The following is a 16339-nucleotide window of genomic DNA, read 5'->3' on the forward strand; positions in this document are numbered from 1 at the left end:
CCATGACCATCAGCACCGCAGAACAGCTCATCAGCCGTTCAAACCGCCTCGGTGCGGAAAAGAAGAACACCAACTATGCCGGCGGCAACACCTCGGCCAAGGGCTTCGAGCCCGACCCGGTCACCGGAGAACAGATTGAGCTGCTCTGGGTCAAGGGATCGGGCGGAGACCTGGGCACCCTGACCGAGAAGGGCCTGTCGACCCTGCGGCTGGACCGGATGCGCTCGTTGGCCAACGTCTACCCGGGTGTGGACCGCGAAGATGAGATGGTGGCGGCTTTTGACTACTGCCTACACGGCAAGGGCGGAGCCGCACCCTCTATCGATACCGCCATGCACGGCCTGGTGGACGCGCCCCATGTAGACCACCTGCACCCGGATTCCGGCATCGCCATCGCCACCGCCAAGGATGGAAAGGAGCTGACCGCGCAGATCTTCGGCGGCAAGGTGCTCTGGGTGGACTGGCGCCGCCCGGGCTTCCAGCTGGGACTGGATATCGCCGCAATCAAGGATGAAAACCCGAACGCCGTCGGCTGCATCCTCGGCGGACACGGCATCACCGCGTGGGGCGAGACCTCCGAGGAATGCGAAGCCAACTCGTTGTGGATCATCGACACCGCCGCGGACTACATCAGCGAACACGGCAAGGCCCAGCCATTCGGGGCCCAGCTGCCCGGCTTCGAAGCACTGCCGGAAACCGAACGCCTAGCGCGCGCCGCCGCCCTGGCACCGACCCTTCGCGGTCTGGCCTCGAGAGACAAGCCGATGATTGGCCACTTCACCGACGACGAGCGAGTCCTTGATTTCCTGGCGAGCGAAAAACTAGCCGAACTTGCCGCACTGGGCACCTCCTGCCCGGATCACTTCCTGCGCACCAAGATCAAGCCAATGGTGCTGGATCTTCCGGCCACCGCTACCCTTCAGGAGCAGCTGGCCCGATTGGCCGAATTACACGTGGAATACCGTGCCGACTACCAGGCCTACTACGACGCCCACAAGGATGAAAGCTCCCCGGCCATCCGCGGCGCCGACCCGCTGATCGTGCTGATCCCCGGTGTTGGCATGTTCTCCTACGGTGCAAATAAGCAGACCGCCCGCGTGGCCGGTGAGTTCTACCTGAACGCCATCAATGTGATGCGTGGCGCCGAAGCACTGTCAACCTACACGCCGATCTCCGACGCGGAGAAGTGCCGCATCGAGTACTGGGCGCTGGAAGAAGCCAAGCTGGCTCGCATGCCTAAGCCGAAGAGCCATGCCGGGCGCATCGCCCTGGTTACCGGCGCCGCGTCGGGCATCGGCAAGGCGATCGCTACCCGGCTGGCCGCCGAAGGTGCTTGCGTGGTCATTGCCGATCTGGATTTGGCCAAGGCGCAGGCCGCGGCCGCGGAATTGGGCAATGCCGATGTGGCCGTCGGAGTCGCCGCAAATGTGGCCGATGGCGCGGCCGTCCAGGCGGCCATGGACGCCGCGGTGCTCGCCTTCGGCGGTATCGACCTGGTGGTGAACAACGCCGGACTGTCGCTGTCCAAGAAGCTGCTGGAAACCACCGAAGCGGACTGGGACCTGCAGCACGACGTGATGGCCAAGGGCTCCTTCCTGGTGTCCAAGGCGGCGGCCCAGGTGCTGATCGACCAGCGCATGGGCGGAGACATCATTTACATCTCCTCCAAGAACTCCGTCTTCGCCGGCCCGAACAACATCGCCTACTCGGCCACCAAGGCCGACCAGGCCCATCAGGTGCGCCTGCTGGCCGTGGAACTCGGCGAACACGGGGTCCGCGTGAACGGGATCAACCCCGACGGAGTGGTGCGCGGCTCGGGCATCTTCGCCTCGGGCTGGGGCGCCAACCGCGCCGCCACCTACGGGGTAGACGAGGAAGACCTCGGCCAGTTCTACGCGAACCGCACCATCCTCAAACGCGAAGTGGTCCCGGAGAACGTGGCGGATGCCGTGTACGTGCTCACCGGTCCGGAGCTGACCCGCACCACCGGCCTGCACATCCCGGTCGACTCGGGCGTTGCGGCGGCCTTCCTGCGATGAGTTCGAGTTTGGGCACCGCACCTGTTGCGGCCATCGATTTGGGCGCCACCAGCGGCCGAGTAATGCTCGGCCAGCTGGTGGACGGCAAGGTTGAACTGAGCCTGGTGCATCGCTTCGCCAACGGCGCGGTTGCGTTGTCCACCCTGGAAGACGGGGCGGACAGCTCGGCATTGGCCTGGGACATCGACCAGCTGTGGGAAGAAATTCGCCACGGGTTGGCAATGGCCTTCGCCCAGAGGCCCGACATAGCCTCCATTGGCGTGGACTCGTGGGCTGTGGATTACGCCTTGCTGCAGCAGGGGGAGCGATTAGGGCAGGTGCGCCATTACCGGGATCCGCGCAATGAGCTCGCCGTCCCGGCGCTGGAGGCCAGCTTTGACCGCAAGGAATTGTTTGCCCGCAACGGTTTGCAGTTCCTGCCTTTTAATACGGTGTATCAACTGGAAGCCGAACGGCACGAATCCCGGCTGGCCCAGGCCGATACGCTGCTTTTGATCCCGGACTACATCAACTATTTGTTGACGGGAATGGCGCGCAGCGAGTGGACCAATGTGTCCACCACCGGGCTATTGAACCTGGAATCCGGGACGTGGGACGCGGAACTGAGCGAGCATTTGCAGATCTCCAACTTGCTCGCTCCTTTGATTCGCCCGGGTGAAGTTGTCGGAACCTTGCGCGGATCGCTGGCTCAGGAGCTCGGTGCCCAGGGGGAGGTCCGGGTGCTCGCCGTGGCCTCGCACGACACGGCAAGCGCCGTGGCGGCCACCCCGTTGACGAGCGCGCAGTCGGCCTATATCTCGTGCGGCACCTGGGGATTGGTGGGGGTTGAACTTCAATCACCGGTGCTGGAGCCACGGGCCCAAGAATCGGGTTTCACCAACGAGCTGGGCCTCGACGGAACCGTCAGATTCCTGAAGAATGTGAGCGGAACTTTTCTGCTCAGCGAGGCAATACGAGCATGGAATGAGCAGGCCGAAAGCGACGGCAGCGGCAGCGTGACGCTGGAGCAGCTCTTGGCGCAGGCCGAGCAGTTGGAGGTCCCCGCAACGCTCATCGACCCGCAGGCCGATAGCTTCCTTGCCCCGGGGGCAATGCCCGAAAGGATCAGCCACGCGGTCATCGAGGCCGGAGGCGAGAGGCCGGAATCGCGGGCAGAGCTCATTCGAATCGTGGTGGAGTCCCTCGCCGAGAGCTTCGCGAGCCAGTCGTTCAAGGCCGCCGAGCTTGGCGGGTTTGTGCCTGACGCAATTCATCTTGTCGGCGGTGGTTCGCAGGGAAGTTTGCTCTGCCAGCGCACCGCCGATCGCGCGGGAGTTCCGGTCATCGCCGGACCGGTGGAATGCACGGCTCTGGGCAATGTGCTGGTGCAATTGCGTGCCTTGGAATCCCGGCCTTGGCCTCCGGGGGAGATTCGTGAGCTGGTACGAAAATCTGTTGATTGGGTGAGCTACCAGCCGAGGCTGGCAAAAAACTTGGTGTGAGATCCGTGTGGGCATCCCACACCAGCGCTGTTCATAGCCAATGAAAAGCGCCAAGACCTAGTGAACGAAGATCTTCTTCATTCGCTAGGTCTTGCTATTTAATGCTCTGCGAGCCGAAATTGGCGCAGACGAAGGCAGCTACGAATTCGGCGGCTGCCAATGGCGAGTGTCTTGACCGTGTCTAGTGGCCGCGCTGCACGAATACGACGGTATCTTCCAAGGTGGCCGGATTGCCGTCGGGGTCGGTGACCTCGCGTTCGACAATTTCGGCTCGCAGGATTGTCCACGCGCCCGAATCCAGGCTCAGCGATTCCAGCTCAGAATCCGGGGTGGGGAATTTATGCTGAGCCATTTGTTCGTTGGAGGCCCAGGAGGGTGCCGCGGCGTGCGAAACCGCCAGCAAATGCCCGCCCGGGGCTACGAGCGAAGCGGCCTTCTGCATGATTTCCGCCCGCGGAATTTCGAAGGGGGCTTGGAAAAAGCTCAGTGTCACCAGGTCAAAACGGTCTTCGCTGTCCCAGGTGGTGAGATCCTCCGCGATGAAGCTGGCGTCTTTCTCGCTGAGCCCCTGCTCCTTCGCCGCGGAGCGTGCGCGTTCCACCGCGGTCGCAGAAATATCGACACCGGTGGCTTGCCATCCCTTGTTCGCCAGCCAAATGGCGTCGGCGCCCTCGCCGCAACCGAAGTCCAGAGACCTGCCCGCGGGAAGATCTGCCGCGATCTCGGCAAGCATTTTGTTGACGTTCCCGGACCAGATCCGTTCGGACTGTCCGTAGTGGCTCTCCCAAAAGGCCACCGCGTCCGGTGCTGTGGTGTGGTGGTGTTCGTGCATTGAGTCCCCGCTTAGCGATCATTGAAAGTAATGCCTTCAGCCTAAGGTGATTCCGCGGTGCTGGCATCTAGATTTGCCTCACGCGCAAATTTTGGGATTGCGATCGATGAAATTCACCCGCGGTGAGCCAAAGATCGAGATAATTGGCACCCCGGGGGGACACGGGACGAATGAGTGCGCGCCGGGCTCAACCCGTAGGCTTTAACAAAACGAATCCGCACAAGAACCAAGGACATTTCATGGCCAGCAAAAAGAAGCAGGGCAAGAAGAACTCGGGCGCAGGAAACCCCGCAAAAGCAGCACAGCGCGGCCGCAGCGTCTTCAAAGTTCAGGCAGAAATTTCGGTAGATGCAATGCGCGAGGACTACGCCGCGTGGATCACCGAAACCGTGCCGGCCTTCGGCACCGCGGAAGCCGCGCAGATCGCAGAGATCCAGCTGGGCGTGGTGCGCTCGGTCGGCGCCCAATATGCCGAACTGGCCCGCAGCTCGAACCTGCGCGATATCGATCCGGAGCTCTTCGGACAGGTATTCGCCGAATTCCTGGTGAACCTGCCGGAGGGCCTCGAAGCCGAGCCGATATTCACCGCCTGGCTGGACTACTTCTCCTTCCTCACTAGCCGTGGGACATGGGAAGGCGGGGAAGAAAACCTCACCGAACTGCGTGAACTGCTCGACGACGCGCTGAAGGGTTTCGCCGAGGAAGACGCGGAACTGTGCGCACTGCTGCGCGGCACCGAACTGTACGCCAAGGTCAAGGCCTTCTCCGAAGCTCTGGGAGACGGCGTGGACATCAGCGCATTCAGCGAAGCCGGCAATGAGGCGCGGGTGCGCGTGATGAACTCGGTCGGTGTGGACGCGGCGACGGTGAAGGTCGACGAGCCAGCCCCGGATGTGTTCGCCCACGTCTGGAACGCCGCCATCCTCTCAGTCGTTGATCCTTCCGGCGGCAAGATCGTCCGCGACGAAGAAGCCTTCGCGCACTTTGTCGAAGGCGAAGAATCCGAGAGCGCGCAGCTGCTCTTCGAAATGGGCGTCGGCTGCGTGCAGAGCCACCTGATCCCCAACGATGCCTTCACCGAACGCGACGAAGCATTCTTCCTGGTGCTGCGGAATCTGCTGGTCACCGCCGTCACCGGCCGCGAGGCGGACTTCGAAGGGCTACGCCGCAATTGCGGACCGAAGGACTTCGACGCGGTCCTTCCCGAAGCTCGGGAGGCATTGGCTTCGCTAGCTGCTTTCGGGCTGCTTCAGGTCAAGGGCGAAGAGTACGGCGTTGACGAGCGACTGCTTCCGGTCATTTCTGCCGGGCTGAGCGAAGCGGAAAGCCTGATCGAAGAATCGGAATAGGCTTGCCGGCTAGTCCGGGGGGAACCCTCCGCTCTGGCGAAAGCAATCTTGATGAGCTGACGCAGGATCTCCAAGTCGATATCCTCCAGCTTTTTCACGTAAACACAGCCTGCTCCCTCGGTGTATTTTCCTAGCCGGGGGAGCAGCTGGCCGTCTTCGCGGTGCTCACGTGGTCGCCGGTTCGGGCGCTTGGAATATGGAAGAGATCTTGCGGTATTGCTTGCTGCCCATGGCCAGCAAGGCCGCAACCACCATGATTAGCCCCGCGCCGAGGAAGATGAGCGCGATACCTCGTGCATCACCCTGGCCTACAAGCCAGCCGAGGCTCGCATCGCCCTCTTCGGTTTTCATGAATGGAATGATCAGGTACTGGGCCACCGGGGCAATCATGAATGCGGTGATGGGTGCTGCCGCGGCCTCCATCATCTGCGCAAACCCGAAGACCCGCCCCTGGCGCCGGAAGGGTACGACTTTCTGGATCACGGTCTGCTCGGAGGCTTCAACCGCCGGGATCAGGATCATGTACAGCCAGATTCCCAGAATATAGAGCCAGGTCCATTCTCGAATGGTGAAGAGCGCACCGAGCATGCCCATCACCACCACGGCCAGCAAAAGGGTTCGAATCGGGTTCTTGCCCAGACCGAACTTGGCGATGAGCAGACCGCCAATGATGAACCCCGTCGAAGCTAGGCCAAAGACGATGCCCCAGGCTTCTACGCTCATGATCGTCAGCCCGTAGGGATCCATCAGCGCCATGTAGACCCCGCCGATGAAGTTGTTGAACATGGAGAATATGATCAGGGCGAACAGGCCAGGGATGGCCAGAACGGTGGTGAATCCGAGTTTGAGGTCGGTCCGCTTGGTATGCCCCGGTTCCACCTCGGGTGCTTCTTCGGGCAGCGAAACCGTCAGCAAATGTATGAGCGTCACCACGACCAGGACCAACGCCAGGGTGAGCGTCCACCCCATGCCCAGCAGGCCAATGGACAACCCGCTGAACACGCTGGTGACGATGAAAGCGATGCCCTGAACCGTACCGACCAGCCCATTGGCGTTGGCGTGGCGTTCCACGGGAATCAGCAGGGTTACGGTGGTCGACAAGGCGATGCCACGCATCTGCTCCACCACGGCGCCGATGAGAATGACTCCGCAGAACAACCAGAATTGCCAGCCGCCGATATTCAGAATGGATTCGGTGGGCAGCCACAGGTAGATCAACGCTGCCAAAGTGAACATGAGCGCGGTGAACACTGCAGAGAATACGAACACCGACTTCTTCTTGTGGTTGTCCACGATGGTTCCGAACACCATGGAGAACAGCGCAATCAGCAGCATAAAGGTACCGCCGATGATTCCGGTGGCCATCACGTTTTCGGTTTCGAGGTAGACCCAGAACGTCAGCGCAAACCACAAGTAGCTCGTGGTGAGGTTTGCTACCGCCGTGTTGACGAGGATATGCATGAAGGATCGTTGCCCGTCGCGTGGAACCCCTGGGTTCGGTGCGATCGAGTCTAGTTCACGATCCGGAGGTACATCGGTCATCGGAAGGGTCCCATGTTCATATGGTGCGCCAGTGTGTAGTAGTGAAAAGAATACTGACAACTACCGACAATGTCAGCGGGCCCGATAGGTAGCAACAGAACTTGTTGGCTCACTTGTCTTCGCGCAGATTATTATTCGGCAGGTCACATCCGGGAAATCAGGCTGTCATCGGATGTTGCAAGGCTATGAATATGGAAATCATCTTCAGGCACGTTAGCGCCTCCGATCCGGCCGTGGAATTATCGATCTCTGAGCATTTGCGTGAGATGAGCCCGACCGCGCCGCCGGAAAGCCGCCACGCGCTGAACAGCACACAGCTCGGGGAAAACCACATGACGATATTTGCCGGCTATCTCGGAGGCCAGATCGCAGCCTTGGGGGCGTTGCGGAACCTGGACAAGTCGAGAGCCGAGTTGAAAAGCATGCGCACCGCAGCGGCGCACCGCGGCAGGGGTTTAGGCCGAGCGATGCTGGAACGTTTGATCGGGCACGCCCGTGCGACCGGCATCAGCGATCTCTATTTGGAGACGGGAACACACGATCATTTCATTCCGGCACGCCAACTATATGCCTCGGCCGGGTTCACCGTTTGCGAACCGTTCGGTTCCTATGCCGAGGACCCGCACAGCGTCTTCATGCATCGTCGGCTCGACTGAATCGGGCGCTGCGCGCCTTAGGCGCCGAGTTTCCCGCCCAAGCGTTCGCGCATTCTCAGGCTTGCCTCGTTGAGGCCCAGTACCTGAACCTGCTTACCGTACTTCTCGTATTTATCCGTCACCGAATCCAGCGCTGCGATCGTGGAGGCGTCCCACAGATGGGAGGCGGACATGTCGATGATGATTCGTTGCGGATCACCGGCGTAGTCGAACTGGGTGTATAGGTCGTTGGAGGAAGCGAAGAACAATTCGCCGTCGACGGTGTAGATGGCCGCTTGGCCGTCTTCCACCCCGGTGACGCTGCGTTTGACCGTCACGAAATGCGCCACCCGGTTGGCGAAGAGCACCACCGCGGTGAGAACGCCCAGGCCCACACCGATGGCCAGGTTGTTGGTGGCCACGGTGAAAACCACGGTGACAACCATGACCGCGGTTTCGCTCTTGGGCATCATCTTCAGTGTGCTCGGGCGGATGCTGTGCCAATTGAATGTCGTGAACGACACGAAAATCATGATCGCGACGAGCGCCGCCATCGGTATCTGCGCCACGATGTCGCCGAAGAGCACTGCAAGCAAGAGCATGAATACGCCGGCGAACATGGTGGAGATGCGGGTACGCCCGCCGGAGGCCTTCACCCCGATCATGGTTTGGCCGATCATGGCGCAGCCGCAGATTCCGCCAAAGAATCCGGTCACGATATTGGCGGTCCCCTGGCCCCACGATTCTCGGGTCTTGCTTGACGGGGTGTCGGTGATGTCATCTACGAGTTTGGCCGTCAGCAGCGATTCCAGCAGGCCAACGAATGCGACTGCCAACGCATAGGGCGCGATTACCTTCAAGGTCTCCATGGTGTAGGGAACCTGCGGGATGATGAAGAAAGGCAGCGAATCGGGCAGCTCTCCCTTGTCTCCCACCGTAGGCACGGTGACCTTGGCGAACACGGTGATCAGGGTCAGCACCACGATCGCGACCAGCGGGGCGGGAACCGCCTTGGTGATCTTAGGGAAGAAATAGACTATGCCGAGACCGAGCAGCACCAGCGGGCAGACGACCCACGGCACTGCCGTCAGCTCGGGCATCTGTGAGAGAAAAATCAGAATGGCCAAGGCGTTGACGAAGCCGAGCATCACCTGTCTGGGGATGAAGCGCATCAGCTTCGCCACACCTAGCAGGGCGAGGACGACCTGAAAGATTCCGGCCAGAATGACCGCGGCAAACAGATGGTCCACCCCATGGCTTCGCACCAGGGGAGCAACCACGAGGGCCACCGCGCCGGCGGCCGCGGAAATCATTGCAGGACGGCCACCGGTAAAAGCGATCACGATCGACATCGTGAACGAGGCGAAAATACCGATTCGGGGGTCCACACCGGCAATGATCGAGAAGGCGATTACCTCCGGGATCAAAGCTAGGGAGACCACAAGCCCGGCGAGCAGCTCGGTCTTCAGAAGCCTCGGAGACTTCAGCGTGCGCCATACGGATTGGCGCTCTAGCGGGGTCAGGTCGGTGGCCACGGTCGCCATAGGGGCTCCATTCAGTTAGACATCCCCGAATCGAAAATGCGGAGGGGATCTGACAAAATTATCTCATTTGCCGAAGCCTCAGCCAGCGCCGCGTGCATGATGCGTACTACATGTCCGAGGCGAGCAGCACCAAACACAATCTTCGCTTAGGGTCTCGGTGAATACCCCCGAACTACGCTGCCTCTGTGGACAACGTTTTATTTCTGTTGGCGATCGGTGTGGGATTTTCAACCCGGGAAGCTCGTGTGCACCGTGGTGTGGGCGTGAGGGACATGGTCGGAGCCCAATTGCCACCACCGTTTTCTTACGAAATGCCTCGCCGCTCGAGGGCGCCCGGCTTAACCAAGAATTCCCGCCGGCTAAGCCGGCGGGAATTCTAACGATCATCACTCGCACCTTCAATGAGGTAACTCCAGACTAAGAGTCGACTCTGTGCTTGAGCTGAGTAATTCCGCGAGATAACCCGACAATCAACTATCGGCCCGCTGACGAGGATTATCTTGCCGATTAACAAGAGCATCCCGCCGGTTGCCCGGCGGGATGCTCCCGATCATCACTCGCACCTTCAATGAGGTAATTCCACTCTAAGATACGACTCTATGCTGGAGCTTTGGTTTGGCTCGGTATTCAAGCAACGGGTAGCTTGCAGTCGAACTACCTGGCGCCGGGACCTAGGATCCATCTGGAGGCGAAAGAAAAAGAACTACCGAGTAAATGATCTGGGTGTTGGCTATTGGAGCTTCTCGGGCAAGCGCGGAATTTTGAGTCTAAGGTCTTGTCGGCCCGCTCGGCAATCGACACCGGAGCGACCGGAAAAGTTTGCCGATCATTTCGTCGACAGAGTCCTGGCCTTGGGTGGGAACCGCCGGGCTCGTGCCGCACAGTGGGTTGAACGGCCAAAATTGAAAAGCTCCCGTTGGATACAATCCAACGGGAGCCTTACGATCATCACTCGCACCTTCAATGAGGTACTTGTAACTCTAAGCGCGCTTTCTGTGCAGGCACTTTGGCTGCGCTTCGGGTTTCCCGGTTCTAGAGCGTGCCGGGTCCAACAGGTATCTCTTCCCCGACATATACCTTGCCACCGCTTTCAAGGAACTGCCGGCTTTTCTCAGCCATCCCGGCCAATGCAGCCTGTGCCTCGGCGGATCCATATTCATCCCGAATGTCTTGGGAGATCCGCATGGAGCAGAATTTCGGGCCACACATTGAGCAGAAGTGCGCGGTCTTCGCTGGTTCCGCCGGCAACGTCTCGTCGTGGAACTCCTGCGCCGTAACGGGGTCCAGTGAAAGGGAGAACTGGTCATTCCAGCGGAATTCGAAGCGCGCCTTGCTCAGCGCATCATCCCGCGCCGTGGCGCCCGGGTGGCCCTTGGCGAGATCCGCCGCGTGCGCCGCAATCTTATAGGTGATCACCCCGGTCTTCACATCATCCCGGTTGGGCAGGCCCAGGTGCTCTTTGGGCGTGACGTAGCAGAGCATCGCGGTGCCATAGCGGGCGATTTCGGTCGCGCCGATTGCGCTGGTGATGTGGTCATATCCCGGAGCGATATCGGTGACCAGCGGGCCGAGCGTGTAAAACGGCGCCCCGTCGCAAAGCTCCTGCTGGCGTTCCACATTCTCGCGCACCAGATGGAAAGGGATATGCCCGGGGCCTTCGACCATCACCTGAACATCATATTTCCAGGCACGCTTGGTCAACTCCGCCAAGGTATCCAGCTCGGCGAACTGGGCCGCATCATTCGCGTCCGCAATGGAGCCTGGACGCAGCCCGTCGCCCAGGGAGAATGCGACATCGTAACGAGAGAAAATCTCGCAGAGTTCGTCAAAGTGGGTGTAAAGGAAATTCTCCTGATGATGCGCAAGGCACCAACCGGCCATAATCGACCCGCCGCGGGAGACCATTCCGGTGACCCGGTTGGCGGTCAGCGGGATGTAGCGCAGCAGCACACCTGCATGAATGGTCATGTAGTCCACGCCCTGCTCGCACTGTTCGATGACCGTGTCGCGGAAGATCTCCCAGGTCAGTTCGTTCGCTTCGCCGTTGACCTTTTCTAGTGCTTGGTAGATCGGGACGGTGCCGATGGGAACCGGCGAGTTGCGGATGATCCATTCACGGGTGGTGTGGATATCGTCGCCGGTGGAAAGGTCCATCACCGTGTCGGCACCCCATTTGGTAGCCCACTGGAGTTTGGAGACTTCCTCGGCGATCGAGCTGGTCACCGCCGAGTTGCCGATGTTCGCGTTGATTTTTACCAAGAAGGCCTTGCCGATGATCATCGGTTCGGATTCCGGATGGTTGATGTTCACCGGAAGGATTGCCCGGCCGGCCGCTAGCTCGCTGCGCACCAGCTCGACATCGCATTCTTCGCGCAGGGCCACATAGCGCATTTCCGGGGTGATGACCCCTTGCCGTGCGTAGTGCATCTGGGTGACCCGAGTCCCGGGTGCCGAACGCAACGGTGGTGCCGAGCGCCCGGCCCATTCGGCGCTCGCCGTGCCGCGGCGGACCGCGGATCTGCCATCATCGTGCAAGTTGCGCTCACGCCCGGCATAGGTCTCGACATCTCCACGCTCACGAATCCACGACTCTCGAAATGGTTTCAGCCCCGTGGTCGGGTCGCTCCCCGGGCCGCTGGTGCGGTACACCTGCAGCGGTTCGTTCGGCTCGCCGTTGGGGGCATCTGCCAGCTGGATCTGCGTGACAGGAACCGAAATTCCCACAGACTCACGGTAGGCAAGGGTGTGGGCAGAGTGCTGTTCAAATTGTTCCACTGTGGGAAACTCACTTCCTTCGCCGGCATTACCCGGACAGGTTCAACGGTCGCGGACGGCGTTAGCCCGATCTCAGCCCCTGCGAGGGCACCCGTGTGGTCTCAAACAAGGTATCACGACTGGCAACGTGGACTTGCAAGGAAGACGAGAAACTTTAAAGTGAAAGGCTCCCGTTGGGCAATATCCAACGGGAGCCTTACGATCATCACTCGCACCTTCAAGGAGGTGTCTACGACATTACCCGGGGTTTCTATGTCAAAGCTGAGCATAAACTCGGCAATTCCGAAGAGCCGGGGTGACTACTTGTTCAGGCTGAGTTCCTGCGACGCGTCGACTTCGATCGCCCTCTTCTTCGCGGCGCTGGGAATGCAGGCCGCCAAGATGGCCGCGACCACGGAAATGCCAGCTCCAAGTATCAGCGCCGCGCGGAATCCGGATTCTGACGGTAGTGAAGCTCCGCCGAAATCGGTGGTCATCTGGGCCAGCACCAGGCCGATGACCGCGGCGCCGGTGGTCGTGCCCAGCGAACGCATCAGCGTGTTAAAGCCATTGGCCGCAGCCGTTTCGCTGCGGGGGACTGCGCCCATGATGATCGCCGGCATGGCGCCGTAGGCCAGAGCCACACCACCGTTGATGACGAGGCTGGTGAGCATCAGGCTCCACGCGCTACCCATGCCGAGCAGGGTCAGGCAGTAGCCGACGGCGATGACCGAAACGCCAAGTACCAGCGTGAACTTCGGGCCTCGTGCGTCGGAAAGCCGCCCGCCGACAGGGGAGAGCACCAGCATCATCAGGCCGCCTGGAGCCATCCAGAGGCCGGCTGCGAGAATCGACTGGCCCAAGCCATAGCCGGTCTGCGACGGCAGCTGCAGGATCTGTGGCATGACCAGCATGCTGGCGTACATTCCGAAGCCGACGAAAATCGAGGCGATATTTGTCAGCAGCACGCGCGGAATAACAGCGGTGCGCAGGTCAACCAGCGGATCCTTGGTCCGTGTTTCCCAAATGCCCCAGAGCAACAGCGTGAGGGCGGCCATTCCGAACAGGCCCAGCGTCAGCGGTGCCGCCCAGCCCCAAGAGGAGCCCTTGGAGACGGCAAGCATGAGCGAGATCAGGCCAATGCCCAGCCCAATGGCGCCCAGCCAGTCGAAGCGCTGTCCGGCGGCGCCGGCCGGCAGGGCAGGAATGAGTTTCCAGATGGCGACAACTACCAGCAGCGTGACTACCGCGCTGCCGTAGAACAGGGCGCGCCAGTTGGCGAAATCAATGACGGCGGCGGAAATCGGCATGCCGATGGCGCCACCGACGCCCAGCGTGGCGCTGGCCGTGGCAATGGCCGAAGACAGGCGTTCCTTCGGGACAAGGTCACGCAGCATGGCGATGCCCAGTGGCACAATGCCCGAGCCTAGGCCTTGCAGTGCGCGGCCGACGATCATGACCTCCACCGTGGGGGCCATGGCGCACACGATGGAACCGAGGATCAGTGGCAGCGCCAGGATGAGCAGCATGCGCCGTTTGCCAAAGAGGTCGCCCAAGCGCCCGGAAATTGGTACTGCCACCGCGGCTGCAAGTAGCGTGGCGGTGATGATCCACGCGGTGTTTGAGGCTGAGGTATCAAAAATGCCGGGCAGCTGTGGGATCAGCGGCGTGACCATGGTCTGGGTGATCGACGAAGCGATGCCCGCGGAGGCGAGAACGGCGACGGCTAGACCTGAGCCGGGAATCCCGGCAGAGGTGGGTTTGGACACGAGAGCCTCTCAGAATGAATGTGTAAGATACATAAAATGTTCATAATACATGTTCGGGTATGATCGAATGAGTAGAAGTGGAGAATTAGGTACATGAAACGCCGCACAGCAGATATCGAGTATGAGCAAACGCTGCTCAGCCGCTACACCATCGCGCAGCGCCGAAGCGGTGATGGCTTGGATCGCAGCGTCTATCTGCTGATGAGCCGCATCGAAGTCCAGGGGCCGATGTCGATCGGTGAAATGAGCACGGTTTTTCTCCTCGACGCCTCGACCCTGCAACGTCAAACCACCACCGCTGTGCGGGACGGCTATCTCGAACGAATCCTCGATCCGGCGGGCAGTGTTGCGCGAAAGTTTGCCTTGACCGAACTGGGGCAGCAGCGGCTCACGGAGGTTCGCGAGCATTCGGTCAGCGCAATCGACCGCATTACCTCGGATTGGCCGGCCGAAGAAGTCAACAAATTCGCAGAACTTCTGCATAAGTTCAACGCGTCAATCGAGGACTACCGCGAACAGCAGGGCGGTAAGTAGTCGGCTACGCGTCAAGGGTGCGTAATGCATATAAATCAGCTCGCTGGTGCTCAAAAGTATGTATGCCTGCCTATATTCCCGGGATTCAAGAGCACCTAATGTTGAGTCCATGACACAGCGCACGCCAGCCGCGGCCCAACCACTAAATGTGGCAATCGTTCCGGACTCCTTCAAAGGCAGCGCCCGGGCCAGCGAAGTCGCGGACGCGATCGCCGCAGGGGTGAATGCGGCTGCTACCTCTGTGGCCCGTACGGTATCGATCACCGCCGTTCCCTTTGCCGATGGCGGCGAGGGAACCCTCGATGCGTTGATCGACGCTTGGGGAACCGAAGCGAAGGTCGTTGAAACAACCGATGCGCTGGGCAGGACCGTCAACTCGCGTTTCGGGTTGTCTGCAGATGGAACGACCGCCGTGATCGAGGCGGCGGAAGCCGCGGGATTGCCCCAGGTCAGTGACGTACCGCGGCAACCACTTCAAGCCACCACTTTTGGGCTGGGCCCACTTGTCATTCAAGCCTTGGAGCTTGGAGTGCAGCGAATCATTCTTTGTCTTGGTGGCTCGGCCACCACCGATGGCGGAGCTGGATTGCTCGCAGCTCTGGGTGCGAAGTTCCTCGATGCTCAGGGCAAAGAATTGGCTGCGGGCGGTGGTGCGCTGAACGACCTGGCGAGCATCGATATCTCCGGTCTGGATTCGCGAGCTTCTCGAGTCAAATGGCAGATCGCCTGCGATGTCACCAATCCGTTGCTGGGAGAAAACGGGGCCGCCGCGGTTTTCGGACCGCAAAAGGGCGCCTCGCCCCAGGAAGTGGAAGCACTGAATGCGGGACTGGCTCGGCTCGCTGACACCTTGGAAACCGCGTCCGGTCGAAAGCTGCGCGAGCAGCCCGGCATGGGAGCCGCCGGCGGCTTGGCGCTCTGCCTTGGATCTTACTGCGAGGTTGAGCTCGTGCCCGGGTGGGAACTGGTAGCGCAGGCTTTGAACGCGCACCAGATTCTTGCCGACGCGCAGCTGGTCTTTACCGGTGAGGGGCGCCTGGATTCGCAATCCCTGCAGGGCAAGGTGGTCAGCGGGGTGCTGCAAGCTGCGCGCAGAGATGCAGACATTATCGTGATCGCCGGATCGGTAGACCTTGCCGAGGAGCTGCTCGCCGAGTCGGGAATTCTCGCAGCCTATTCGATAGCACAGGGCCCGGCCGATCTCGGTGAGCTTTCATCGCAGGCTTTGGAGCTCATCCGGCGCACCGCATATCAGGTGGCGCGCACTTACCTGCATTAAAGTAGGCGCCTATTCGGGCGCTTGCCGGATCGGCGCTGAGCAATCCGGCATTCATGATCACGCGCACCGGCTCCTCGTAATATTTGCCACTGTCCGCATGGCTCCCCGCGTAGTTCGGCAGAAGACCCGAATGATTACACACCTGAGTTGAATCCTTCACACCAAGATTTTCACACCAAATTGGGCGAGTGGCCGTGGTGTGCCGCTGCAGACGGACCCGACACAAACGCCTCGGTCCGGATCCAGCCCTATGGGCGTTGCGCAGGACCAGACGCCCGTGACGTGAAACGCGATGTTGAACAGGAGCATGCAGAGATTCTTGCTTCGGCCCTGGATCGCGATGCGCGATGGGCTGGTGAACTGTTGTGTAACGGCGCGGCGAGGCTCCCCTGTTCTCCGCACGAACCGTCCGCTTCCTGAACGCGTAGTTCAGGACGTAGCTGGTTGCGTAGGAGGGGAAGTCTAGGGCGAACAATCTGGGTCGGCCCGGAAATCGTGGTGTGTATGGAGCCAGGAACCGTGAAATTCAGCTGTTTTTGAGGCCAATCTTTCGAGTCTGAGATGCCGAGTTGGGGGAGTGG

The 16339-nt window shown here is 60.7% G+C and carries 11 protein-coding genes and 1 riboswitch; of the genes, 6 read left to right on the forward strand and 5 right to left on the reverse strand.

Annotated elements, in window-relative coordinates; all coding sequences use genetic code 11:
- Window positions 1–2: 2 nt before the first annotated feature.
- On the forward strand, window positions 3–2039 hold the full coding sequence (locus tag CIK74_RS16655) for a bifunctional aldolase/short-chain dehydrogenase (RefSeq protein WP_096257509.1): 2037 nt from the start codon (window positions 3–5) through the stop codon (window positions 2037–2039).
- Between the two features lie 8 nt (window positions 2040–2047).
- Window positions 2048–3520, forward strand: a complete 1473-nt coding sequence (locus CIK74_RS16660; RefSeq protein ID WP_240520575.1) for a rhamnulokinase family protein — start codon at window positions 2048–2050, stop codon at window positions 3518–3520.
- Window positions 3521–3701: 181 nt separating this feature from the next.
- Here the strand turns inward: CIK74_RS16660 and CIK74_RS16665 are convergent, their stop codons facing one another.
- Complete coding sequence (locus CIK74_RS16665) at window positions 3702–4352, reverse strand: class I SAM-dependent methyltransferase (protein ID WP_096257463.1); 651 nt, start codon at window positions 4350–4352, stop codon at window positions 3702–3704.
- Window positions 4353–4591: 239 nt separating this feature from the next.
- Here CIK74_RS16665 and CIK74_RS16670 point away from each other — a divergent pair, with 239 nt between their 5' ends.
- Window positions 4592–5701 carry a hypothetical protein gene (locus CIK74_RS16670; RefSeq protein WP_096257465.1) on the forward strand — a complete coding sequence of 370 codons (1110 nt, stop codon included), beginning with the start codon at window positions 4592–4594 and terminating at the stop codon, window positions 5699–5701.
- A 165-nt stretch (window positions 5702–5866) separates the two neighbouring features.
- On the opposite strand, the gene CIK74_RS16680 is transcribed toward CIK74_RS16670, so the two are convergent.
- Window positions 5867–7162, reverse strand: a complete 1296-nt coding sequence (locus tag CIK74_RS16680) for an MFS transporter (RefSeq protein ID WP_240520577.1) — start codon at window positions 7160–7162, stop codon at window positions 5867–5869.
- Window positions 7163–7434: 272 nt separating this feature from the next.
- Between CIK74_RS16680 and CIK74_RS16685 the strand changes: the two genes are divergently transcribed.
- Window positions 7435–7899 carry a GNAT family N-acetyltransferase gene (locus CIK74_RS16685; RefSeq protein WP_240520576.1) on the forward strand — a complete coding sequence of 155 codons (465 nt, stop codon included), beginning with the start codon at window positions 7435–7437 and terminating at the stop codon, window positions 7897–7899.
- Between the two features lie 17 nt (window positions 7900–7916).
- On the opposite strand, the gene CIK74_RS16690 is transcribed toward CIK74_RS16685, so the two are convergent.
- From CIK74_RS16690 to CIK74_RS16700, 3 genes are all read right to left on the reverse strand, one after another.
- Window positions 7917–9422: a SulP family inorganic anion transporter gene (locus tag CIK74_RS16690; RefSeq protein ID WP_096257473.1), complete on the reverse strand. Its 1506-nt coding sequence runs from the start codon at window positions 9420–9422 to the stop codon at window positions 7917–7919.
- Window positions 9423–10454: 1032 nt separating this feature from the next.
- On the reverse strand, window positions 10455–12197 hold the full coding sequence (thiC, locus tag CIK74_RS16695; protein ID WP_096257475.1) for a phosphomethylpyrimidine synthase ThiC: 1743 nt from the start codon (window positions 12195–12197) through the stop codon (window positions 10455–10457).
- A riboswitch (TPP riboswitch) is annotated at window positions 12195–12302 on the reverse strand. (Overlaps the previous gene by 3 nt.)
- Window positions 12303–12496: 194 nt before the next feature.
- Window positions 12497–13945, reverse strand: a complete 1449-nt coding sequence (locus tag CIK74_RS16700) for an MFS transporter (protein WP_096257476.1) — start codon at window positions 13943–13945, stop codon at window positions 12497–12499.
- A 93-nt stretch (window positions 13946–14038) separates the two neighbouring features.
- Here CIK74_RS16700 and CIK74_RS16705 point away from each other — a divergent pair, with 93 nt between their 5' ends.
- Window positions 14039–14479, forward strand: a complete 441-nt coding sequence (locus CIK74_RS16705; RefSeq protein WP_096257478.1) for a MarR family winged helix-turn-helix transcriptional regulator — start codon at window positions 14039–14041, stop codon at window positions 14477–14479.
- A 109-nt stretch (window positions 14480–14588) separates the two neighbouring features.
- Window positions 14589–15758 (forward strand): glycerate kinase, encoded by a 1170-nt coding sequence (locus CIK74_RS16710; protein ID WP_096257480.1) that lies wholly within the window; start codon window positions 14589–14591, stop codon window positions 15756–15758.
- The last annotated feature ends 581 nt before the right edge of the window (window positions 15759–16339 follow it).

The sequence above is a fragment of the Glutamicibacter sp. BW77 genome, from assembly GCF_002332285.1.
Classification (GTDB): domain Bacteria; phylum Actinomycetota; class Actinomycetes; order Actinomycetales; family Micrococcaceae; genus Glutamicibacter; species Glutamicibacter bergerei.

What these genes read in the sequence shown, in the direction of transcription:
- CIK74_RS16710 (WP_096257480.1), top strand. Translation starts at nt 14,589, where the DNA reads ATGACACAGCGCACGCCAGCCGCGGCCCAACCACTAAATGTGGCAATC.
- CIK74_RS16655 (WP_096257509.1), top strand. Translation starts at nt 3, where the DNA reads ATGACCATCAGCACCGCAGAACAGCTCATCAGCCGTTCAAACCGCCTC.
- CIK74_RS16680 (WP_240520577.1), bottom strand. Translation starts at nt 7,162, where the DNA reads ATGCATATCCTCGTCAACACGGCGGTAGCAAACCTCACCACGAGCTAC.
- CIK74_RS16705 (WP_096257478.1), top strand. Translation starts at nt 14,039, where the DNA reads ATGAAACGCCGCACAGCAGATATCGAGTATGAGCAAACGCTGCTCAGC.
- CIK74_RS16670 (WP_096257465.1), top strand. Translation starts at nt 4,592, where the DNA reads ATGGCCAGCAAAAAGAAGCAGGGCAAGAAGAACTCGGGCGCAGGAAAC.
- CIK74_RS16690 (WP_096257473.1), bottom strand. Translation starts at nt 9,422, where the DNA reads ATGGCGACCGTGGCCACCGACCTGACCCCGCTAGAGCGCCAATCCGTA.
- CIK74_RS16665 (WP_096257463.1), bottom strand. Translation starts at nt 4,352, where the DNA reads ATGCACGAACACCACCACACCACAGCACCGGACGCGGTGGCCTTTTGG.
- CIK74_RS16685 (WP_240520576.1), top strand. Translation starts at nt 7,435, where the DNA reads ATGGAAATCATCTTCAGGCACGTTAGCGCCTCCGATCCGGCCGTGGAA.